Genomic DNA, 20656 nt, shown 5'->3' with positions numbered 1-20656 from the left:
TCAGCGTTCTGCAACGCAGGCCGACTGCCCAGCGGGCACCGGGCGCCTCACGGTCCGATCGTGGCATCGTCACCGGCCCGGACCGCGCGGCCACGGTGCTCATTTCCTGGTCGTCCCATGCCAACTAATGCTCACCGCCATGACGTTCGCCGAGCCGCTGAGACGACCTCGTGAAGCCGACGCTTCATCCATCAGCAATAGTCAGCCTCAATGCGGTTCTTCGCCGAGTTCGGCGAAGAGCCAAGCCGGCGGCCTCGGTGCGAGCGCCGACAAGCCCCTTGGGATCAGCCTGCGTCCAGACCTGCGCTATGAGTTGGCATGTGTGCTCAAGCCTTTGGCCGTACAGGAATGGACACGAGTGAGCACCTATTGAGCACCTCGTGTTGTGGTGTCGGGGTGGTCACTCTTGCCAGACTCCGACTGCGGTGGGCGGCACTCCATGGTGTGTCCGCCGTTTCAACGTCACATGAGTCAAAGGATCACGCGTGTCCCTACACATTCCCCCCGTGCACGTTCCGCCGGACGGTGGTGAGCCTGTTTACCTGGTGGGTGACACGTACACCACGCTGCTGAAGGCGACGCACACCAATGGTGAACTCTCCCTGGTGGAGGCCATCATGCCCGCGGACGCCGGACCGCCTCCGCACACGCATCACGGCGAGTCGGAGACGTTCATCGTCATGGACGGAGAACTCGTCATCACCGCCGGGGACGAAAAATACGAGGTCGAGGCAGGCGGGGTGGTCTACGTGCCCAAGGGTGTACGGCATTCCTTCAGGAACCTGAGCCGGACCAAGCCCGCGCGCATCTACTTCCTGTACGCCCCGGGCGGCATGGACGCGATGTTCACCGAGATAGGTACTCCGGGCGTGCGCGGACAGGTGGGCCCGCCGCTCAACGAAGTCGACGTGAAGGCGATGGCCGCCGTCGCCGACACATACGGATTCACCTTCGACTGACGCCGCACCGCGGTACCGCTCATTACTCAGGCCAGGAATCGGGGGCAGAACCACTCGGTTCCCCCAAGCATGTCCCTCGTCCGTCCCGCCGGAACGGTCTGCCGTGGGCCAAAGACGCTTTGGCCGCCGTCGTTGGGCGGACGCGCAGTCCGTCCGGTCCGGGCGGACCGGTAGTTGCCTGCCCGCTGCCAGCCGACGTTCCGCGTCGCCTTCGAGCGGCCGATGACATGGCCGCCACATCACGTTGAGGAGTTCCGTGCGCATCCTGTTCTCCACCACGCCCGCCTTTGGACACTTGCTGCCCATGCTGCCGCTCGTTGCGGCGGCTCGCCGTGCCGGTCACGAAGTCGCCGTGCTCAGCCATGCGTCGATGGCCGCCTCGACTGCTCCGACGCCCTTACTCCCTGCCGGCCCGAGCATCCCGGAGACCCTGCAGGATGTCACCCGACGTGCCGAAATTGACGCTATGCAGGACATGGCGGCCGGACCGGTCGAGTTCTTCGTCGAATCCCGAGTGGGCCTGGGTGCGGAGGCCGCGGTTGCCGCCGCCACCGCCTTCGCCCCCGACTTCATCGTCGCCGACATGGTCGACTACCTCGGCCCACTTGCCGCTGCCTCGCTAGGCGTCCCTTGGGCAGCGCATGGGGCGGCCCTGCCGCTCGACGCCGGGCTGGCTAGCGTGCTTGCCGAGGCTGCCGTCGCTCGCTTCGCCCATTACGGAGTGGCCCCCACGGCGCCCGTCGCCTACATCGACCCGTGGCCCGACAGTCTGCTTCGGGACGGCTACACGCTGCCCGCGGAGCGAATAGCCATCCGTCCCGAGCCGCACTCCGACGAGAACAGCATGTGGTCCCGGCCGAAGTTCGCCGACCGCGAGGACCGCCCGTTGGTCCTCGTGACTCTGGGCACGGTTGTCGAGGATCCCGGCACCCTCGCCGCAATCCTGGACTCGCTGGCCGCCCTGGACGTCAACGTTCTTGTCGCTCCTCACTCCGCAACGGACGTCGGGGACCGGCCGGTCGACCCCACGCGGGTGCACCTGGCCGGTTTCGTCCGATGAGGTACCTGCTGGAGGGAGTGGACGTGGTGGTGTCCTCTGCGGGAGCGGGCAGTGTGCTGTCCGCGTTGAGCGCCGCCCGGCCGATGGTCCTGTGCCCGATGGGCCTGGACAAGCCCGTCAACGCCGCGCGCGCCGCCGAAGCGGGCGCGGCCGTGGTCATCGACACCCCGGACCAGGTCGCCGACGCGGTCGCGCGAGTGCTTGCCGACCAGGCGGTGGCCGACGGCGCCGCGACGGTGGCCGAGGAGATAGCCGGGATGAACTCGGCCGACGACGTTCTCGGGCTTTTGTTGAAGTGCCTCGGGTAACCCGCCTGCGAGACGTTCCCAACCTGGCTCCGGTACGGGCCCGGCCGCGGAGCGCCACGACGAGAACACTCACGGAAGCGCCGCGTCGGGCACTCCGGGCGAGGTGGTGCCGACCATGCGCAGTGCCCGGCGGGGCACGTCCTGGTCCTGCGGATGGCCGAGCGGGACGACGCCGACACACCGGCCGTCCCCGTCCAGCAGCCGGCCCATGTGCTTGACCGTGCGCAGCACCACCGACCGGTCGCCGATGGTCAGGCGTGGCAGCCGGCCCGACAGGTGGGCCTCGAAGGTGTGTACGTCGGCCAGGGCGCGCAGCCAGACGTCGATCACGAGGTTGTGCGGTCCCGCCGTGATCGCGCACGACCGGACCTCCCGTACGCCGGACAGCGCCCGGCTCGTCTCCTCCAGGTACTGAGCCGGAACGGACGCGAAGTACACCGCGGACAGGGGCCATCCGGACAGCGGGCGGGCCAGGTCGCAGCGCAGGCTCACCCCGGTGGCGAGCAGCGACCGCAGGCGACGACGCACAGTCGTCAGGCCTGTGTCGGTCTCCGCGGCCAACCGGCGCAGGGGCATGCGCCCGTCGGTGCTCAGCAGTTCCACGAGCCGCTCGTCCAGGTCGTCCCATCTCCCCGTGTCCTTGCTCTCGGGCGGAGCCGGCAGTGCCGCCTCGATCCGGGCGCACTGGACGGCGTCCAGGCTGCGCAACCGCCATCGGCTGCCCTCGGTGGGGACTCCCGTCGACACATGCGTACGGGTCGCCCGTACTCCCGGAGTTCCCTGGAAGAGCAGGGTGGTGAGGCGGGCCAGCTCGGTCAGGTCCCGAGCCTGTACGGAGGCCACCAGGTCCCGGCCGCCCGCCATCAGCTTGACGTTCGCCACCGCCGGGTCCGCGGCGAGGGTCCGTGCCACGTCCTCGGCGGCGCCGGGTTCCGCATCCACCTCCACGATCCCGGTGACCACGATCCTGGAGTTGGTCAGCCGCGGATAGGCCGTCACCCAGGCCAGCCCGGCGTTCTCCATCCGGTGCCACCGTCGGGCGGCGGTCACCGGGTTGACGGCAAGCACCTCTCCTACGAGCGTCCACGGGGCCCGAGGGCGGATCTGCAGCGCGTGCACGACGGCACGGTCGAGCTCGTCCAGTCCCAGCGCGGCGAAATCCTGCGCTCCTCCGGGTGGCGCGTTCCTGCGCGGCTTGGCGGAATCGGGGTCGAAAGCTGCACTGTGACCCGGAGTTTTCTCGTGCATTCCACACTCCATTCGCCTGTTCCACATATCGGAGGAGTGAATCGCCCGCCATGACGGATGCCACGACCGGTACCGCGACAGATGTCACCGCGCGAGAGACCAGCAGGACCCCTCTGCGTATCCACCATGCCCGGCTCATCGACGGCACGGGTGTCGCCCCCGTGAACGACGCCGTCCTCGTGACCGATGCCGAGGGAGCCATCACCTACGCCGGACCCGCCGCGGCAGCCCCGCCCGCTACCGAGGCCGTCCGGACCATCGACGCCGGGGGCCGTACGGTGCTGCCCGGTTTCTTCGACTGCCACGTCCACCTCGCCTACGCGCAGGGCTCGCCCCCCGGCCGCCGCGCCGAACTCGATCCCGTGCTGGTCACTCTGGACACCGCTGCCCGGCTGCGCCAGACCATCGACGCGGGCATCACCACCGCCCGCGACCTGGGCGGCCTGTCCGCGGGCTACCGCACCGCCGTCGAGACCGGCCGGATCGTGGGCCCACGACTGCACACGGCCGTACGGATCATCAGCCACACCGGCGGTCACGCCGACGTGCGCCTGCCCGACGGCACCGACCTGAGCGCCGGGATGTCCGAGATCGCCGACACCTCCGACGAGGCGCGGCTCGCCGTCCGCCGGGTGCTGCGCGAGGGCGCCGACCTGGTGAAGATCTGCGCCACGGGCGGGATGGGCAGCCCGTACGACCAGCCCGACGACGAGGGCCTGCTGGAGGAGGAGATCCGGGCCGTCGTCGACGAGGCCCGCCGGCACGGCGACAAGCCGGTCGCCGCGCACGCCCAGGGCAACGCCGGCATCCTCAACGCCCTGCGCGGCGGCGTCACCAGCATCGAGCACGGCTACGGCCTGGACGAGCGGGCCCTCGATCTGGCCGGCGAGCGCGGCGTCTTCGTCGTGCCGACCCTGTCCACCGTGTATGCCGGCATCAACAAGGACACGATGCCGCCCTACCACTACGAGAAGAAGGTCCGCTGGTCCGGGATCACCAAGGAGAACATCGCCCGGGCCATCGAGTACGGTGCCCGGATCGCGCTGGGCACGGACGCCGCCGTAGGTCCGCACGGCGTGAACCTGATGGAACTCACCTATCTGGTGGACCTGGGTATGGACCCGATGGCCGCCATCGTCGCCGGCACCCGCACCTCCGCCGAACTCCTCGGCATGGCGGACCGGTTGGGCACCCTCACCCCCGGCCGCACCGCCGACCTGCTCCTCTGCGACGGCGACCCGCTCACGGACATCGGCGTCCTCGGCGATCCCGCGAACATCGTCTGTGTCGTCCAGGACGGCGTGGTCCGCAAGGACCTGCTGCCGACCGCGCCGACTGGAAGGCGGCCCTGATGTCCTCCCCCTCGTTGACCGGCCTCCCCACCCCAGAAGGCGGGACCCCGGACAGGGAACGGCGCGGCGTCCTCGACCGCGTCCTCGCGCTCATCGAGCGGGCGGGCAACGCTCTGCCCAACCCGATCGTGCTGTTCGCCGCCCTCTTCCTCCTGCTGGGCGCCGTCTCCACCGCCCTCGCTCTCGCCCATGTCGCCGTGGACGTCCCCGGCACCGACGACACCAAGGCGATCACCGGCCTGTTCACCAGCGAGGGGCTGCGCTGGCTGGTGGAGAACCTGATCCCCAACTTCGCGACGTTCCCGCCGATCGGCGCCGTGCTCGTCCTGATCATGGTGGTCGGACTATGCGAGCGGACCGGTCTGCTGGAGGCCGCGATGCGGGCGACCCTGGCCAGGGTCCCGCGCGCCACGCTGCCGTATGCCGTTGCCCTCATCGCCAGTCAGGCGCACATGATGAGCGATGTCGCCGCCATCGTGCTCCCGCCGCTGGCGGCCCTGGTCTTCAAGAACGCCGGACGTCATCCGGCGGCAGGCCTGATCGGCGGCTTCGCCTGTGTCACCGCGGGCTACGCAGCCGGGTTCACCATCGGTTCCCTCGACGCCCTCTACGTGGGCATCACCCAGCAGGCGGCCGCGGTGCTCCCGGCGGCCGACGGGCTCGACATACATCTGCTCATCAACTACTTCTTCACCGCGTCGAGCAGCATCGCGCTCGCGCTGCTGGGCGGATTCCTCATCAGCCGCGTCCTGGAGCCGCGCCTCGGCCCGTACGAGTCGGCCGACGACGAGCCGGCCGGGCAGGACGTACGCCTCACCCCCGTCCAGCGCCGGGGCCTGCTGCTGACGGGCATCGTCGTCGTGGTCTATCTGGGTGCGGTTCTCGCCCTGTGGCTGCCGCCGGGGGCGCCCCTGCGCGGCGATGGCGGCGCCTATGTGCCTTCGCCGCTGCTCAGCGGCATCGTTCCGGTCCTCTTCGGCGCGTTCCTGCTGGCGGGGCTGACGTACGGGATCACCGTCAAGACGCTCACCAGCACCGAGGACGCGGTCACCGCTGTGACCGACTCGGTGAAGACCATGTCCGGCTACATCGTCATGATGTTCGTCGCCGCGCAGGTCATCGCGCTGTTCACCTGGTCCAATGTCGCGGTGCTGCTGGCCGTGAAGGCCGCCGCGGTGTTCAACTCGCTGGGCGTGACGGGCTTCTGGGCGATCATGGCGTTCGTCCTGCTCGTCGCCTGCCTCAACCTCTTCATCCTCTCCGGTTCCGCCCTGTGGTCGCTGGTGGGTCCGGTCTTCATTCCGGCGTTCATGCTCATGGGCATGAGCCCGGCACTCAGCCAGGCCGCCTTCCGTATCGGCGACTCCGCGACCGGCGTCCTGACACCCATGAACCCGTACGTGTTCCTAGTTCTGGCGATGCTCCGCGAGTACGAACCCGAAGCCAGGCTCGGCACCCTCATCTCCCGGCTGGCCATATTCGCCGGACCGTTTCTGGCGCTGTGGCTGGCGATCCTGGGGATCTTCTACGGGTTCGACCTGCCGCTCGGGCCCGGTGCCCACATCGGGGTCAGGTGACCGGGTTACGCGGCGGACTGCAGTGCGGAGGCCACCCATTCCAGGACTACTTTCGAGAACTCCTCGGGCAGCTGCTCGGGCTCCGGGTCGCCGCTGACCTGTGGCAGTCTCGCTTGCTGACTTCCTGACGGTGTGTCAGTACCTGTCTGAGGTTCGTCCGTGGGATCTGGTGTCGGCGCGCTCGGTGCGTCATCTTCTCGCGCGAGGAGAATGGCGCGTCTCTCCGGGCGTCAGCTGGATGGATCAATCGCTGACGGCGCCACATGTAGATGGGGTTTGCTCGCTGATTCCCAGGAGTTGGGCGACTTCAGCGACCTTGCGGCCGGACTCGACCAGGTCCAGGACCTTGCGGCGGAACTCGGGAGGACAACTACGGGGCATGGCAGGCTCCGGGTGCTGCTGGACGGTCAATTCTCCGGCGACCCGACTCCATCAAACCCGGGGCACATCAGCTGGTCGACGGGGCCCAGGCCGGCTGGATCAAACTCAGTGTCACTCCACTTTCAAGATCCACCGTTAACCGGGCCCTGTCTCACATTCGGTGGTGACGGAGGGTGTCGCTATCCGAGAGGGATGCCGTGGCGTAGAAGGGCGAAGCCTGCTCGTCCGTGCATCGGGCGCTTCTTCGACGCCCCCGGCTTCCCCGAGGAGTTCAAGCCCTACGCCATCGGGCAGATCAGCGCGCTCGACGCCTACCTCGCCCTCGACGGCGGCGTGACCTGGACCTACCTGTCCCCGCCCCCGGTCCACTTCGCCCCCGGTACGCGCGCCGGCCACTACCGCACCGGCCTCGACCACCCCGTCGTCGGCGACGACGGCCAGGCCCGCATCTCCTACGAGGACTACGAGAGCGCCCTCGTCGACGAGATCGAAAACCCCCGCCACCTCAACCAACGCTTCACCGTCGGCTACTGACCCGGCCACAACGGCCTCCGGCGGCAAACCGCAAGGCGCGCTGCCGGAGGCCGGTCCCGTCGTTCTCAGAGGCCAATCAATGGCCGGCGCGGGAAGCAGTTCGACCGGACCGCTGGGCGGCGGCGTCCGCCGGGGTACGGGGCCGAGGAAGGTGACAGCCGTGCGTCAGGCGTCTGCCCGAGGCCTTCCAGCTGGTAGGCGACCCCAGGTCTGCGAGGGGTATTCAGCTGAGGCGTTCGAGCACCATGGCCATGCCCTGTCCGCCTCCGACGCACATGGTCTCCACGCCCCACTGCGCGTCGCGCGTACGCAGACCGTTGATCAACGTGGTCATGATGCGGGCGCCGGTCGCACCGAACGGATGCCCCAGCGCGATGGCCCCACCGTGCACGTTGAGCCTTTCCAGTGGAATGCGGAGTTCGCGCTGAGAGGCGATGACCTGAACGGCGAACGCCTCGTTCATCTCGAACAGGTCGATGTCCCCGATCGACAGGCCGGCGTGCGCGAGGGCCCGCCGTGTGGCCTCGACCGGCCCCAGGCCCATGATCTCCGGGGAGAGGCCGGACACACCGGTGGCCACGATCCTGGCCAGGGGAGTGATGCCGAGCTCTCGCGCCCTGACGTCGCTCATGATGACCACGGCGGCGGCTCCGTCGTTCAGCGGGCAGGAGTTTCCTGCGGTGACCGAGCCGCCTGGCCGGAAGGCCGGCTGGAGGCCTTCCAGCGCCTCGTACGTCGTGCCGGGGCGCGGGCTGTCGTCGGTCGCGATCACCGTGCCGTCGGGCCTTCGGACAGGGGTGATCTCCCGGGCGTGGACCCCGGACTCGGCGGCCTTGGCGTACAGCTGCTGGCTGCGCAGGGCGTAGTGATCCTGCTCCTGGCGGCTGATCTTGGAAAGGCCCGCGACGTTCTCCGCGGTCTGCCCCATGCCGATGTAGACGTCGGGCAGCAGGCCGTCGGAGCGGGGATCGGTCCACAGGCCGTTGGTTCGAGCTTCCTCCGCGGTACGGTCCCTGGCCTGCTCGAATGCCGGGTTCAAGACGTCGTCGGCATCCGCTCCGGTGGGCCCGAAGTGCCGGTAGCGGGAGACGCACTCGACACCCGCGCTGACGAAGACGTGGCCTTCTCCTGCCTTGATGGCGTGGAAGGCCATCCGGGCGGTCTGCAAGGAGGACGAGCAGAAACGGTTGACCGTGGTGCCGGGCACCTCGTCGAGCCCCAGCTGTACGGCCACCCGCCGGGCGATGTTGGCACCGTGCTCGCCGCTCGGCTCGGCGCAGCCGAGATGCAGGTCATCTATCTGTGTCGGGTCCAGTCCGGGTAGCTGGCCGAGGGCCGCGCGGACCGCCGTCACCGCGAGGTCGTCGGGGCGGACATCCTTCAGGGAACCCTTGAAAGCGCGCCCGATGGGCGTGCGGGCGGCAGCGACTACGACGGCTTCAGGCATGTCATGCACCTCTCAGGATGGCGAACGGGTGCGTGGGGGCAGGCCGGCATGAAGGCGGCTCTCCAGTGCAGAAGATACTGTACGGACCGTTTCGAATGTGCGCGTAGGCGGCTTTGTTTCGCCAGGTCATCCAGGCCGGTGCCCGCGATCCCGAGCTCGCTCCCCAGCGTGCCTGCACCAGAAAATATTACCGGTTGCGATCCTAGACGTTCCGTTTCGATTGACCTACTGTGAGGCCACCTCGTGCAGAGAGGAGCACTCCAATGACGGCGTGCTTTCGACAGGCGGTGTTCGTTCCGCCACCCGTGTGTGTCGTTGCCCACGAGCTGGGTTTCTTCGCCCACGTCGGCCTTGAGGTCGAGACCGTGCTGATCGAGTCGTCGACGGACCAGCGTGACCGACTCCTGACCGACGACGTCGATGCGGGCGTCACGGCCATCGACAACCTGATCGTGTGGAACTCCGGCGGAGGCGACCTGCGAGTCGTCGCCCAGATCGAGTCGACGACGCCGCTCCGCCTGGTCGCGCAGCCCTCGGTGAGGGGGCTGGAAGACCTGCGGGGCGCAACACTCGGCGTCGACGCGCCGGACAACGGCTTCGCCGTCCTGCTTCGTCATCTCCTCGGTCACCATGGCCTCCCGCCCGGTGCGTACGAGTTCGAGCCGGTGGGCGGAGTGCGCGAGCGCTTCGAGGCCCTGCGCTCACGGTCGATCGACGCGGCGTGGCTGGGGCCGCCGCTGGACGAGCTGGCGCAACAGGAGGGGTTCGTCTCGCTGCTCGCGGTCGAGGACGAGGTGCCGGACTTCCCTGGGCAGGGCGTTGTGGCCGGTCCCGTGACGGGGCAGGCGGGGCGGGAAAAGCTCTCTCTCTACCTCACGGCCCTCGATGCGGCACGGAAGTGGCTGCACGCCACTGAGGACGAACAGATCCTGGACGTGCTGACGAGAGGCGGCTACGGGCCGGCCTCGGCGCGGGCCGCGCTGCGCACCCGCCCCGTTTCGCTGGCTCCTGCTCGTGCCGGTCTGGAGTGCGTCCTGACGATGCGCGACAAGCTCGGCATGATGCCCGACCGGGCGCCTGGTGCCGATGACCTGTACGACGGCCGCCCGCTCGGTCTGGAGCTGCGTCCATGACGCCCGACCGGTTCGCGTCCGACGGCCGTCGTGATGACGCGGAGCGCGCCACGGACGGGCAGGTGGCGAAGAGCGTGCGTCATCTGCTCAGCGAGGACCGTACCTGCGAACTCCTGGGTATACAGGTCGAGTCGGCGGCCGACGGTCGGGCGCGCGCACGGATGCGGGTCCGGCCGGACATGGTCAACGGGCACGCGATCGTGCATGGCGGGCTCGTGTTCGCTCTGGCCGACACCACCTTCGCCTGCGCCGTCAACAGCTTCGGCCCGCCGGTCGTCACGGCGAGCGCGGACATCACGTTTTGGCGCCCCGGCCACCTCGGCGACGATCTGATCGCCGAAGCGGTGACCCGCTCCTGGCAGGGGCGCTCAGTGATCTGTGAGGTCACGGTGCGGCGCGGTGACGAGGTCATCGGCGAGTTCAGCGGTCGGGGGGCGCAGATCGCCCTGGCGGACGGGGTGCCGTCGGCGGGGAGCAATCCGGTCCCGGGCAGCCTGTCCGGACGAGCCGGCCATGAGGAGCACCGCGCCCGTCCGGCGGGCGCGGAGACCGACGCGGTGGACGGACCCGCCGTGCCAGGGCGCACGCCGGGCCGCTAGAGCCGCGGACGCCGAGCGTCCAGGTCGTCCGGCGGACGCGCGGGTGCAGAGGTCAAACGGTACTTCCAAGTACCCGAGCCGCAAATGGAGTTCAGGTGTCACAGGACTGCGAAGTCATCGTTGTGGGTGGTGGACCCGTCGGGGTGATGGCCCTTGCTTTGCTGGGCCATGCCGGTGTACGGGCCGTGGGGATCGAACGCGAGTCCGAGTTGTGGGAACAGGCGCGGGCCGTGCACTTCGACGGTGAGACCGTGCGTTCCTTCCAGTCCATGGGGCTGGGCGAGGAACTCTCCGCCCGGATCAAGCCGATGTGCGACTACCGCATGGAGAACGAGGCCGGCGAAACTCTGGTGGCCCATGCCACGGGGCAGATGGGACCTCAGGCATGGCACTCGGAGGTCCTGTTCCACCAGCCTGAGATCGACGCGCTGCTGCGCGCCGAAGTCGAGCGGCTCGCCGATGTGGAACTCCGGCTCGGCACCACGCTGCTGGACATCCAGCAAGGTGACGGCTCAGTCCACTGCACCGTCCGTACACCCGACGGAACGACACAGACGCTCACCGCGCGATGGGTCATCGCCTGTGACGGTGCCACCTCGACCGTCAGGCGCACGCTCGGGATATCCGGCGAGAACCTCGGCACCGACGATCCGTGGCTCGTCGTCGACGGACACCTGCGCGGGACGGCAGGCATCAAGGGTGACATGGTCTTCCTCGGCCGGCACACCCGTCCCGCGCTCTGGATCAGGCTCCCCGGTGACCGGGTGCGCATGGAGTTCAAAGTCCTCCCCGAGGACGACCGGGAGGAGATCGCCACACCGGCGGGCATCGCCCGGTTGAGCCGAGGGGTTCTCTCACCGCAGAACTTCGAGCCCGACCGCATCGCCGTTTACACCTTCCGCGCGCGGTTGGCCACGTCGTGGCGGGTCGGCAATGTGTTCCTCGCGGGCGACGCCGCTCACCTGGCGCCTCCGCTGTTCGGCCAGGGGCTGTGCGCCGGCCTGCGTGACGTGGCCAACCTGGTGTGGAAGATCCGGCTCGTCTCGCGTGGCAGAGCCTCCGAGTCCCTGCTCGACACCTACGAGTCCGAACGCAAGGACCACGCCAGGTACTGGGTCCAGCAGGCGGCGACGATGGCCGGCCTCGTCCAGACCACCGACCCTGTGTTGGCCGCCCAGCGGGATGCGCACATCCGTGCCAACCCGGCCGACGGCTACCCGCCGGCACCCGCCCTGGGCCCGGGTGTGCACACGTGCCCGGCCGACCCCCACGCCGGACGTATTTCGATGCAGCCGATGCTGCCCGACGGGACACGGCTCGACGACCTCGTGGGACGCCGGTTCCTGCTCGCGGCCACGCCCGAACTGACGGCCGGGCTGCCCGATCCCGTACGCAAGGCGCTGGAGGAGGAGCCCGAGGTGGCCGTACTGACCTCCCCGCAGCACGTCGGCCAACTGCTCACCTCGGTCGAGGCCTCCGCCGTCCTGGTCCGTCCTGACCGCTATGTGCTCGGGACGGCACACACCCCCGAAGAGCTCGAAGCACTGCTCCGACTCCTGCCTCTCGCAGGCGCCCCGGAACCCCGGCGCGAGATGAGCCCGCCGCAGCAGGAGAACACCCTGCAGGCCTGACCCGCGCGCGTGCAAACACTGTTTCACTCACAGGAGTTCACCATGCACGACCAACCCATCACCCACCTTCGGCACGTCGACATCGCCGTTCAGGACTACGACAAGCAGGTCGCCTTCTACGAGCAGCAATGGGGGCTGACCAAGGCCGGCACCGACGGCGATGTCACGTACTTCGCCGCCGAGGGCTCGCCCGAGCAGTACGTCGTCCGGGTCCGCCGCTCCCAGGACAAGCGCCTCGACCTGGTCTCCTTCGGCGCCGCCGACCGCGCTGCCGTGGACGGCCTCGCCACCCGCCTCGCCACCGACGGCGTGAAGCTGGTCAGCGAGCCGGACACACTCCAGACGCCCGGCGGCGGCTACGGCTTCCGGTTCTTCGACGTGGAGGGGCGCACCGTCGAGATCTCCGCGGAGGTCGCCGCCCGCACCCACCGCAAGGTCGAGGAGCGCGAGGACATCCCGGTGCGGCTGTCCCACGTCGTCCTCAATTCCCCCGAGCCCGAGCGCATGATGGCCTTCTACGAGAAGTACCTGGACTTCCGGCTCACCGACACCAACGTGCACCCGCAGCTCGGCGGGATCATGTGGTTCCTGCGCTGCAACCCGCAGCACCACAGCATCGCGATCGCCCGCTGTCCCCATGTCTCGCTGCACCACGCGTCGTTCGAGATGCGCGGCCTGGAGGAGTACATGCGCGGCAGCGGCCGCCTCATGCGCGACGGAGTCCACAAGGTATGGGGGCCGGGCCGGCACCGTGCCGGCGACAACACCTTCACGTACTTCCATGACCCCAACGGCAACACCATGGAGTACACCACGGAGCTGGAGATCCTCGACGAGGACACCTGGCACCCCCACCTGTACAGCACCGATGACCCGGAGACCTCGGACGTGTGGGGGACTTCCAACCCGATGAACGAGTTCGTGTCCAAGGAGATGTTCAACGACCCGGACCGGGGATTGTTCATCCCACCGCCGGTGTGACCCCGCTGGCGCCTGAGGAGCGCTCGGGACGCGCCGGGGGAGGGCTCAGGATTCGCCGTCCGGCGAGGGATGGGCTTCCAGACCGCGGATCCCCAGTTCCACGAGCTGTTCCGCGAGCGCGTCGTCGAGCGGGCTGACGCCGAACAGGAGATGGAAGTAGATCGGTGCGTAGAACAACTGGGCTGCCGACTTCGGATCGAGGTCGGACCGGAAGACGCCTTCGTCGATTCCTCTGCGCATCAGCTTCTCGACGGCCGCGGCGCGCTCCTGCCAGAAGCGCTCGCGGAAGTTGGCCATCGTCTCGGGGTCGTACTGCCCCTCGGCGATGATCTGGGCGACCAGCTTGCCCTGCGGGCCGGCGTAGCGGGAGATCAGCGACTTGAGGTGCGCCAGGAGGGCGTCGCGCACCGGTACCCCTTCGGGGATGCGGGTGTGCGCCAGGTGGTTCTCCATGAAGGCGTCGATGACGACCGCGGCCTTGTTCGGCCACCACCGGTAGATCGTCGCCTTGCTGACCTTGGCCCGCTTGGCGATCGCCTCCATGGTCAGCTTCTGCACCGTGGTGGCGCGCCGGCCGTCGCGCACAAGGAGGTCCATGGTCGCGTCGAGGATCGCGCGACGACTCAATTCGCTTCGTACAGCCACGGAGTCAAGTTAACCCACGCACGGCCTCATTCCCCAATGTCAGCGCAGGATCGACAAGGGGATAAGCCTGTCATACGATACGAAACGTTTCGAATAGATGAAGGAGTCGCACACATGAAGCTCGGTCGGATCTCAGTACCTTCTCCCGACGGCGACCAGATCAGGATCGTCGCCGTGCTGCCCGACGAGGGCAGGGTCATCGACCTGGCCAGGGCCTACGCCCTGGGCAGGCAGGCGCAATACGCGACGCCGGACGCGGCCCGCCGACTGGCCGCGGCCCACTTCCCGTCGAGCATGGCCGCCGCCATCGCCGCCGGGTCGGCGTTCCTCGACGCCGCCCACTGGGCCGTGGACCAGGCCGCCGACGACGCCTCACTGCCGATCGACGGTCTGTCCTGGGTGGCGGCCGTCGACCCGCCGGTCATCCGCGACGGACTGACCTTCCCGGCACACATGAAGGGATTCCACGACAGGGTGGGCGGCGGACTGCCCAACCCTCAGCTGTTCAAGACGCCCGGCTACTTCAAGGGATCCACCGGAGTGGTCTACGGCCACGACGAGGAGATCCCCTACCCGAGCTACTCCGAATACGTCGACTACGAACTGGAGATGGGCCTCATCGTCGGAGCCGCGGGCAGCAACCTGACCCCCGACGCCGCCCGCGCCCACCTGTTCGGCGTCACGATCTTCAACGACTTCAGCGCGCGCGACATCCAGGGCTACGAGATGGCCATGAGCATGGGCCCGCAGAAGTGCAAGGACTACGCGTACGGCATCGGTCCGTGGATCACGACCGTCGACGAGCTGCCCTCCACCGACGGGCTCAAGGGCGTCGTCCGCGTCAACGGTGAGGTCTGGAGTGAGACCACTGCCGAGGGAATGATCTACACGCCGGAAGAAATGCTCGCCTACGTCTCCATCAACGACAGGCTTCAGCCCGGCGACCTGATCGGCTCCGGCACCCTGCCCAACGGTTCCGGCCTGGAGCTCGACCGGCGGCTGTCGCTCGGAGACGTCATCGAACTCGAACTGGAAGGCGTCGGTGTCCTGCGCAACCGACTGAGCGCCGAGCCGGACAAGGCCCCCTGGTGGCCCGAGCCCCGCCCGTACCCCTTCGGTACGCCGGCGAACTGACGACGGGACCGACAAAGATGACCAACCCGCACGCCATCAAGCCGGTACGGCGCATCGTCACAGGCCACACCGCCGACGGCCGCTCCACCGTCATCAGCGACGGCCCGGCTCCCAACGTCTTCGTGTCCGACTCCGTCAAAGGGTTCGGCGCGATCGTCCCCTGGCAGACCGAACCGGGCGACGTCAGCAACGACGGCAACCAGGACGCGGCCTCCGCCGACGTCCAGGTGCCGATGCACCCCAAGCCCGGAGGAACGGTCTTCCGGATCGCGAGCTTCCCGCCCGACAGCGCCTACACCGACGCCGCCGCCGACTCCCTCTTCGACGACATCGACGGCGAACACGCCCGCGACGCCGCCCAACACACCGTCGGCGGCCGCCACTTCTGGTTCCACCGCACCGACAGCCTGGACTACGCCCTTGTCCTCGAGGGCGAGATATGGCTGCTGACGGACGAGGGAGAGACCCTCGCCAGGGCCGGTGACGTGATCATCCAGCGAGGCACCAGCCACGCCTGGTCCAACCGCAGTGACACGACCTGTCGCGTGGCCTTCGTCCTCATCGGTGCCCTGCCCGTCGACACCGCGGTCTCATGAGCACCGCGCAGGACATCCTGTGGATGCCCAGCAGCGCCCGGCAGGACGGCAGCGAACTGGCTCGCTACCGCCGTGGGCTGAAGGACTACGACGGCGGTGCCGACTACCTTGATCTGTGGCGCTGGTCGACGCGAGACCTGGGCCGGTTCTGGGAGTCCGTCGCCGAGTTCGAGGACGTACGACTCGGTGGTACTCCGACCGGTCCGGTGGCTCCGCGGGAGATGCCCGGAGGTACGTGGTTTCCCGGCCGTACCGTGAACTATGCCGAGCACGTGCTGCGCCGCTGCCCGGGTGAGGCGCTCGTCGTCGTGGAGGACGACGGCACGTCCCACACGCTCTCGCGAGCCGAACTCCGCAGCCAGGTCGCCGCCGTCTCCGCCGCGCTGCGCCGGATGGGTGTGGCCCACGGCGACCGGGTGGCCGCCGTCCTGCCCAACCGCGCGGAGGCCGTCGTAGGGCTCCTCGCCTGCGCGGCGGTGGGGGCCGTCTGGTCGGTCTGCTCCCCGGAGTTCGGGGCGGACGGGGTGACCTCCCGGTTCGCCCAGCTGGAGCCCAAGGTGCTGCTGCTCACGGACGGCTACCACTACGGCGGACGGACGCACGAACGCACGGACGAGATGCGCACCCTGCTCGACCGGCTGCCGTCGGTGGAGCACGTGCTCTGGGTCGATCACCTCCACCCCGGAAGCCTGCCCACGGCGGACCGCCCCGTGTCGCTCTGGGGCACGGTCGCCGCGGGAGGAGGCGAGCCGGAGTTCGACGAGCTGCCCTTCGACCACCCGCTGTGGGTGCTGTTCTCATCCGGTACCACCGGGGCACCCAAGGGCATCGTGCACGGCCACGGAGGTGTCCTCCTGGAACACCTCAAGGTCCTGCGACTGCACGCGGACCTACGGGCCGGCGACCGCTATCTCACCGTCGCCAGCACCAGCTGGGTGGTGTGGAACATGCTGGTCTCCGGGCTCGCGGTCGGAGCCACCATCGTTCTGCTGGACGGGAACCCGGTCCGCCCCGACCTGGGGCGCGTCTTCCGTGTCGCGGACGAACACGACGTCGACACGCTCGGTGTCAGCGCCGGGTACCTGCACGCCTGTCTGAAGGCCGGCCTCGCCCCTGAAACCGGGGCGCTGCGGACGGTGCAGGTGACCGGATCACCGCTGTCCACCGACGGTTTCCGTTGGGTGTACGACCGGCTCGGCGACGTGTGGCTGACGTCCATGAGCGGCGGCACCGACGTGTGCTCGATCTTCGTCGGTGGAGCCCCCACGCTGCCCGTCCGCGTGGGCCGCATCCAGGCGCCCGCCCTGGGCGTTTCCGTGGAAGCGTGGGACGAGGACGGCAAGCCCGTGGTCGGCAAGCGGGGCGAGCTGGTGATCACGCAGCCGATGCCCTCGATGCCGCTCCGCTTCTGGAACGACTCCGACGGCCGGCGCTATCGGCAGAGCTACTTCTCCGTGTATGACGGAGCCTGGCGGCACGGGGACTTCATCGAGTTCGAGCCCGACGGCAGCAGTGTGATCCACGGCCGCTCGGACTCCACCCTGAACCGGCAGGGCGTACGCATGGGTCCCGCGGATATCTACCGGGTCGTCGAGGCGCTGCCCGAAGTGCGCGAAGCCCTCGTCGTGGGCGCCGAACTGGGCGAGGACGCCTACTACATGCCGCTGTTCGTCGCCCTCCAGGAGAACGCCGACGCCGAAGCGGTGACGCAGCGCATCAACCAGGTCATCCGGGAGGAGCTGTCACCGCGGCACGTGCCCGACGAGGTCGTGCCCATGCGCGGGATCCCGCACACCCGCACCGGAAAGAAGCTCGAGGTGCCGGTCAAGCGCCTGCTGCAGGGAGCTTCCCTGAACGACGTCGTGGACCTGGGCGCGGTGGACGACAGCGCACTGCTCCAGGAGTACGCGGAGTTCGCCCACACCCGCCGGAAAGCATGAGGACACCATGAGCCAGACCCCCTTCTCGCTGGGAACGTTCGCCGACGGACAGTCCGGTCCGTTCCCCGGCATCGTCGTGAACGACAGGGTGTACGACACCCGGACCGTCCTGCCCGCGGCCACGACCACATCGCTCCTGCTGGCCGACTGGGACGCGTCGCTGGACGCGCTCCAGTCCCTGGCCGACGCACCCGGGGGCGACGGGCGACCGGTCGGGGAGCTCACGGTGCTCGCCCCGGTCCAGCCACCGGGCCAGATCTTCGGCGCCGGAGCCAACTATCGCGAGCACGTCATCCAGATCACCGTGGCGCACCGCCTGGGAAAGGCGGACGCCACCGAGGAGGAACTGCGCGAGCAGGCCGCCCGGGAGATGGACGAGCGTGCCGCGCACGGCGAGCCGTATGTGTGGGTGGGCGTCCCGTCCGCGATCAGCGGCCCGTACGACGACGTGATCCTGCCCTCCCTCGGTGAGAACCATGACTGGGAACTCGAGCTGGGCGTGGTCATCGGGCGCGAGACACGCGAGGTGAGCCGTGAGGAGGCACTGGACCACGTCGCCGGGTACACCATCTGCAACGACCTGACGACGCGCAGCCTGGTGCCCCCGCCCGGAGATCCCGATGATGGGCACCGACTGGATGCGGGCGAAGAACCAGCCCACGTTCTACCCCACGGGCCCCTACCTCGTGCCGGCGCGCTTCGTGCCCGACCCGCAGGACCTGGACATCACGCTCAGGCTCAACGGCAAGGTCATGCAGAAGGGCAACACCAACGACATGATCTTCGGGATCGCGGCCCTCATCTCGTACATCTCGCATCGGGTGACGCTGCAGCCGGGCGACATGATCATCACTGGTTCTCCGCAGGGCAACGGCTCGCACTACGGCCGGTTCCTGCGGGTGGGCGACGTGATGGAGAGCGAGATCACCGGACTCGGTGCGCAGCGGAACCTCTGCAGGTAGCAGCCGTCACGTCCGTTGCTTGACCTCGGAGTGCAGCGAGTGGGTGGTCAGCTTCTCCAGCAGCGCGATCAGCGTCCGCTGCTCGTCCGCGCTGAGCGAGCCCGCCCACTCCCGTTCACGTTCGTTGTGCGCCTGGAAAGCCGAGGTGATCGCGTGCAGACCGCTCTCCGTGAGGCTGAGATTGACCGCGCGTCCGTCGTGCGGGGCACGCGCTTTGGTGACGAGACCGTCCCGCTCGAGCGTGTTCACCAGCGCCGACACGGCCGCGCGACTCATGCCGGACAGCTCCGCGACCTTCTTCGCCTCGACGGGGCTCGACAGCCAGATCGCGAACAGCACACGGAAGCCGGGCCACGACCATCCGCGGGGCCGGTGGACGGTTGATTCCAGGTCGTAGACCAGCATGTTCGCTGCCCGATGGAGGGTGAGCACCAACCGCATCGCCAGGGGATCGACGCCAGGGAGCTCACGGCTCGCGCGGCTGATCGCATGATCGATGAACGACCAGAAATGCAGGTCCTCGTTGTTCGGGTGCTCGTGGTCCACACCAGGAGTGTAGGCCGGACGGCCGATCATCCTCCGGCCCGCCTCAGCAGCCGGACTCTGCCGCGTGCCGCGCCCCGTTTCCGAAACGTATCGAATGTCCCAGGGACAAGAGGAAAGCCTTTATGAGCACCAAGACCACACCCGCAGAACTCCTCAGCGAGAAGTCGCTCTTCCAGGAGTCGGCCTACGTCGACGGACGCTGGGTCAGTCACGGGGAGTCCGGGCGGTTCTCCGTCGACAACCCTTCCACGGGCGCGACGATCGCGGATCTGCCGTCCATGAGCCGGGCCCAGGTGGCCGATGCCATCACGGCGGCCGGGCGCGCGCTCCCGGACTGGCGCGCCCGGTCCGGCAAGCAGCGGGCCCAGGTCCTGCGCCGTTGGTTCGAGCTCGTGACGGAACACACGGAGGATCTCGCTCGCCTGATCACCCTGGAGGAAGGCAAGCCGCTCGCGGAAGCACGTGGCGAGGTGGCGTACGCGGCGTCGTTCATCGAGTGGTTCGCCGAGGAAGCGAAGCGCGTGCGCGGCGACATCTTCCCGGCCCCCGACCCGTCACGCCGCGTCCTCGTACTCAAGGAGCCGGTCGGCGTGTGCGTCGCCATCACACCCTGGAACTTCCCGGCGGCCATGATCACCCGCAAGGCCGCGCCGGCCCTCGCCGCCGGATGCACCATGGTCGTCAAGCCGGCCGCCCAGACGCCGCTGACGGCGCTCGCGCTCGCTGAGCTCGCCGAACGCGCCGGCGTCCCGGCGGGCGTCCTCAACGTCGTCCTGGGCAAGGCCCGTGAGATCGGTCCGGAGCTGACCGGCAACCCAGCGGTGCGCAAGGTGAGTTTCACCGGCTCGACCGAGGTGGGACGCGTCCTGCTCACCGAGTGCGCGCAGACGGTGAAGAAGGTCTCGATGGAGCTCGGCGGCAACGCGCCGGTTCTGGTCTTCGACGACGCCGACCTGGAGGCGGCCGTCGAGGGCGTCCTCGCCAGCAAGTACCGCAACACCGGCCAGGCCTGCATCAGCGCAAACCGGGTCTACGTCCAGTCCGGCATCTACGACCGCTTCGCCGAGGAACTCGCCAAGCGAGTCAGCGAGTTGACTGTCGGCGACGGTTTCGAACCCGGCGCGGAGCAGGGGCCGCTCATCGATGGCGCCGCCGTCGACAAGGTCCAGGAACACATCACCGATGCCACCGGCCACGGCGCACGCGTCCTGTGCGGCGGATCGGGCCACGAACGTGGCGGGTTCTTCTTCCAGCCGACCGTGCTCGCCGACGTGGCCCCCGGTATGAAGATCACGCGGGAGGAGACGTTCGGACCGGTCACCCCGCTCATCCGGTTCGTCGACGAGGCGGACGCGATCCGCATGGCCAATGACACCGAGTACGGGCTCGCGGCCTACCTCTACAGCCGCGACGCCGAACGGATCTGGCGGGTCTCCGCCGCGATCGAGGCGGGCATGGTCGGCATCAACTCGGGGCTGATCTCCAACGAGGTCGCACCGTTCGGCGGCATCAAGCAGTCGGGCCTCGGGCGTGAGGGCTCGGTCCACGGCATCGACGAGTACCTGGAGATGAAGTACCTCTCCTGGGAAGGCGCGGGTGCCCGGTAGACCGCCACGGACTCAA

20 protein-coding genes and 1 pseudogene are annotated in these 20656 nt (G+C 68.8%); 17 read left to right on the top strand and 4 right to left on the bottom strand.

What is annotated here, in order from left to right:
* Nucleotides 1–139 precede the first annotated feature (139 nt).
* The 4 genes from M2157_RS02000 (at nucleotide 140) to M2157_RS01985 (ending at nucleotide 2327) form a co-directional block, all read left to right on the top strand.
* On the top strand, nucleotides 140–373 hold the full coding sequence (locus tag M2157_RS02000) for a hypothetical protein (protein WP_280864191.1): 234 nt from the start codon (nucleotides 140–142) through the stop codon (nucleotides 371–373).
* A gap of 133 nt (nucleotides 374–506) precedes the next feature.
* On the top strand, nucleotides 507–959 hold the full coding sequence (locus M2157_RS01995; RefSeq protein WP_141757936.1) for a cupin domain-containing protein: 453 nt from the start codon (nucleotides 507–509) through the stop codon (nucleotides 957–959).
* 256 nt (nucleotides 960–1215) lie between these two features.
* On the top strand, nucleotides 1216–2019 hold the full coding sequence (locus M2157_RS01990; RefSeq protein ID WP_280864190.1) for a hypothetical protein: 804 nt from the start codon (nucleotides 1216–1218) through the stop codon (nucleotides 2017–2019).
* Nucleotides 2016–2327 (top strand): nucleotide disphospho-sugar-binding domain-containing protein, encoded by a 312-nt coding sequence (locus M2157_RS01985; protein WP_280864189.1) that lies wholly within the window; start codon nucleotides 2016–2018, stop codon nucleotides 2325–2327. The genes M2157_RS01990 and M2157_RS01985 overlap by 4 nt, the downstream gene beginning before the upstream one ends.
* A gap of 69 nt (nucleotides 2328–2396) precedes the next feature.
* On the opposite strand, the gene M2157_RS01980 is transcribed toward M2157_RS01985, so the two are convergent.
* Nucleotides 2397–3575 (bottom strand): Lrp/AsnC family transcriptional regulator, encoded by a 1179-nt coding sequence (locus M2157_RS01980; RefSeq protein ID WP_280860049.1) that lies wholly within the window; start codon nucleotides 3573–3575, stop codon nucleotides 2397–2399.
* A 50-nt stretch (nucleotides 3576–3625) separates the two neighbouring features.
* Between M2157_RS01980 and M2157_RS01975 the strand changes: the two genes are divergently transcribed.
* The 3 genes from M2157_RS01975 to M2157_RS01965 all read left to right on the top strand — a co-directional run bounded on the left by M2157_RS01975 (nucleotide 3626) and on the right by M2157_RS01965 (nucleotide 7419).
* Complete coding sequence (locus tag M2157_RS01975; RefSeq protein WP_280860048.1) at nucleotides 3626–4927, top strand: amidohydrolase family protein; 1302 nt, start codon at nucleotides 3626–3628, stop codon at nucleotides 4925–4927.
* A complete protein-coding gene (locus M2157_RS01970; RefSeq protein ID WP_280864188.1) occupies nucleotides 4927–6504 on the top strand; it encodes an AbgT family transporter in 1578 nt (525 codons plus the stop codon). Before M2157_RS01975 ends, M2157_RS01970 begins: the two co-directional genes overlap by 1 nt.
* Before the next feature lie 573 nt (nucleotides 6505–7077).
* Nucleotides 7078–7419: a hypothetical protein gene (locus tag M2157_RS01965; protein WP_280864187.1), complete on the top strand. Its 342-nt coding sequence runs from the start codon at nucleotides 7078–7080 to the stop codon at nucleotides 7417–7419.
* Between the two features lie 223 nt (nucleotides 7420–7642).
* Here the strand turns inward: M2157_RS01965 and M2157_RS01960 are convergent, their stop codons facing one another.
* Complete coding sequence (locus M2157_RS01960; protein ID WP_280864186.1) at nucleotides 7643–8866, bottom strand: acetyl-CoA C-acetyltransferase; 1224 nt, start codon at nucleotides 8864–8866, stop codon at nucleotides 7643–7645.
* A gap of 263 nt (nucleotides 8867–9129) precedes the next feature.
* On the opposite strand from M2157_RS01960, the gene M2157_RS01955 reads away from it, so the two are divergent.
* The 4 genes from M2157_RS01955 (at nucleotide 9130) to M2157_RS01940 (ending at nucleotide 13210) form a co-directional block, all read left to right on the top strand.
* Nucleotides 9130–9999 carry an ABC transporter substrate-binding protein gene (locus tag M2157_RS01955; RefSeq protein ID WP_280864185.1) on the top strand — a complete coding sequence of 290 codons (870 nt, stop codon included), beginning with the start codon at nucleotides 9130–9132 and terminating at the stop codon, nucleotides 9997–9999.
* A complete protein-coding gene (locus tag M2157_RS01950; protein WP_280864184.1) occupies nucleotides 9996–10598 on the top strand; it encodes a hotdog fold thioesterase in 603 nt (200 codons plus the stop codon). The genes M2157_RS01955 and M2157_RS01950 overlap by 4 nt, the downstream gene beginning before the upstream one ends.
* Before the next feature lie 95 nt (nucleotides 10599–10693).
* Entirely contained in the window at nucleotides 10694–12229 is a 1536-nt protein-coding gene (locus tag M2157_RS01945; RefSeq protein WP_280864183.1) for a bifunctional 3-(3-hydroxy-phenyl)propionate/3-hydroxycinnamic acid hydroxylase, read from the top strand.
* A gap of 42 nt (nucleotides 12230–12271) precedes the next feature.
* Nucleotides 12272–13210 (top strand): VOC family protein, encoded by a 939-nt coding sequence (locus M2157_RS01940; RefSeq protein WP_280860042.1) that lies wholly within the window; start codon nucleotides 12272–12274, stop codon nucleotides 13208–13210.
* A gap of 45 nt (nucleotides 13211–13255) precedes the next feature.
* Here M2157_RS01940 and M2157_RS01935 read toward each other — a convergent pair whose 3' ends face one another.
* A complete protein-coding gene (locus tag M2157_RS01935) occupies nucleotides 13256–13855 on the bottom strand; it encodes a TetR/AcrR family transcriptional regulator (RefSeq protein ID WP_280860041.1) in 600 nt (199 codons plus the stop codon).
* Nucleotides 13856–13969: 114 nt separating this feature from the next.
* On the opposite strand from M2157_RS01935, the gene M2157_RS01930 reads away from it, so the two are divergent.
* The 5 genes and pseudogenes from M2157_RS01930 (at nucleotide 13970) to M2157_RS49060 (ending at nucleotide 18487) form a co-directional block, all read left to right on the top strand.
* Nucleotides 13970–14989 carry a fumarylacetoacetate hydrolase family protein gene (locus tag M2157_RS01930; RefSeq protein ID WP_280864182.1) on the top strand — a complete coding sequence of 340 codons (1020 nt, stop codon included), beginning with the start codon at nucleotides 13970–13972 and terminating at the stop codon, nucleotides 14987–14989.
* A 17-nt stretch (nucleotides 14990–15006) separates the two neighbouring features.
* Nucleotides 15007–15585 (top strand): cupin domain-containing protein, encoded by a 579-nt coding sequence (locus M2157_RS01925; protein ID WP_280860038.1) that lies wholly within the window; start codon nucleotides 15007–15009, stop codon nucleotides 15583–15585.
* Nucleotides 15582–17525, top strand: coding sequence for an acetoacetate--CoA ligase (locus M2157_RS01920; protein ID WP_280864181.1), 1944 nt, complete (start codon nucleotides 15582–15584; stop codon nucleotides 17523–17525). The genes M2157_RS01925 and M2157_RS01920 overlap by 4 nt, the downstream gene beginning before the upstream one ends.
* A gap of 7 nt (nucleotides 17526–17532) precedes the next feature.
* Nucleotides 17533–18066: pseudogene (locus M2157_RS49065) on the top strand (fumarylacetoacetate hydrolase family protein); the annotation flags it as partial.
* Between the two features lie 79 nt (nucleotides 18067–18145).
* Nucleotides 18146–18487 carry a fumarylacetoacetate hydrolase family protein gene (locus M2157_RS49060; protein ID WP_348541772.1) on the top strand — a complete coding sequence of 114 codons (342 nt, stop codon included), beginning with the start codon at nucleotides 18146–18148 and terminating at the stop codon, nucleotides 18485–18487.
* A gap of 6 nt (nucleotides 18488–18493) precedes the next feature.
* Here the strand turns inward: M2157_RS49060 and M2157_RS01910 are convergent, their stop codons facing one another.
* Nucleotides 18494–19033 (bottom strand): MarR family transcriptional regulator, encoded by a 540-nt coding sequence (locus M2157_RS01910; protein ID WP_280864180.1) that lies wholly within the window; start codon nucleotides 19031–19033, stop codon nucleotides 18494–18496.
* Between the two features lie 122 nt (nucleotides 19034–19155).
* Here M2157_RS01910 and M2157_RS01905 point away from each other — a divergent pair, with 122 nt between their 5' ends.
* A complete protein-coding gene (locus M2157_RS01905) occupies nucleotides 19156–20640 on the top strand; it encodes an NAD-dependent succinate-semialdehyde dehydrogenase (RefSeq protein WP_280864179.1) in 1485 nt (494 codons plus the stop codon).
* Nucleotides 20641–20656: the final 16 nt, after the last annotated feature.

The sequence above is a fragment of the Streptomyces sp. SAI-127 genome, from assembly GCF_029894425.1.
In the GTDB taxonomy this organism is placed as follows: Bacteria; Actinomycetota; Actinomycetes; order Streptomycetales; family Streptomycetaceae; genus Streptomyces.
This window is presented reverse-complemented; position numbering and strand designations above follow the sequence as displayed.

Bases quoted from the DNA above. Each gene is read 5' to 3' on its own strand.
- M2157_RS01975 (WP_280860048.1), top strand. From the start codon at position 3,626: ATGACGGATGCCACGACCGGTACCGCGACAGATGTCACCGCGCGAGAG.
- M2157_RS01965 (WP_280864187.1), top strand. From the start codon at position 7,078: ATGCCGTGGCGTAGAAGGGCGAAGCCTGCTCGTCCGTGCATCGGGCGC.
- M2157_RS01960 (WP_280864186.1), bottom strand. From the start codon at position 8,866: ATGCCTGAAGCCGTCGTAGTCGCTGCCGCCCGCACGCCCATCGGGCGC.
- M2157_RS01925 (WP_280860038.1), top strand. From the start codon at position 15,007: ATGACCAACCCGCACGCCATCAAGCCGGTACGGCGCATCGTCACAGGC.
- M2157_RS01955 (WP_280864185.1), top strand. From the start codon at position 9,130: ATGACGGCGTGCTTTCGACAGGCGGTGTTCGTTCCGCCACCCGTGTGT.
- M2157_RS01950 (WP_280864184.1), top strand. From the start codon at position 9,996: ATGACGCCCGACCGGTTCGCGTCCGACGGCCGTCGTGATGACGCGGAG.
- M2157_RS01920 (WP_280864181.1), top strand. From the start codon at position 15,582: ATGAGCACCGCGCAGGACATCCTGTGGATGCCCAGCAGCGCCCGGCAG.
- M2157_RS01980 (WP_280860049.1), bottom strand. From the start codon at position 3,575: ATGCACGAGAAAACTCCGGGTCACAGTGCAGCTTTCGACCCCGATTCC.
- M2157_RS49060 (WP_348541772.1), top strand. From the start codon at position 18,146: ATGATGGGCACCGACTGGATGCGGGCGAAGAACCAGCCCACGTTCTAC.
- M2157_RS01905 (WP_280864179.1), top strand. From the start codon at position 19,156: ATGAGCACCAAGACCACACCCGCAGAACTCCTCAGCGAGAAGTCGCTC.
- M2157_RS02000 (WP_280864191.1), top strand. From the start codon at position 140: ATGACGTTCGCCGAGCCGCTGAGACGACCTCGTGAAGCCGACGCTTCA.
- M2157_RS01940 (WP_280860042.1), top strand. From the start codon at position 12,272: ATGCACGACCAACCCATCACCCACCTTCGGCACGTCGACATCGCCGTT.
- M2157_RS01930 (WP_280864182.1), top strand. From the start codon at position 13,970: ATGAAGCTCGGTCGGATCTCAGTACCTTCTCCCGACGGCGACCAGATC.
- M2157_RS01985 (WP_280864189.1), top strand. From the start codon at position 2,016: ATGAGGTACCTGCTGGAGGGAGTGGACGTGGTGGTGTCCTCTGCGGGA.
- M2157_RS01970 (WP_280864188.1), top strand. From the start codon at position 4,927: ATGTCCTCCCCCTCGTTGACCGGCCTCCCCACCCCAGAAGGCGGGACC.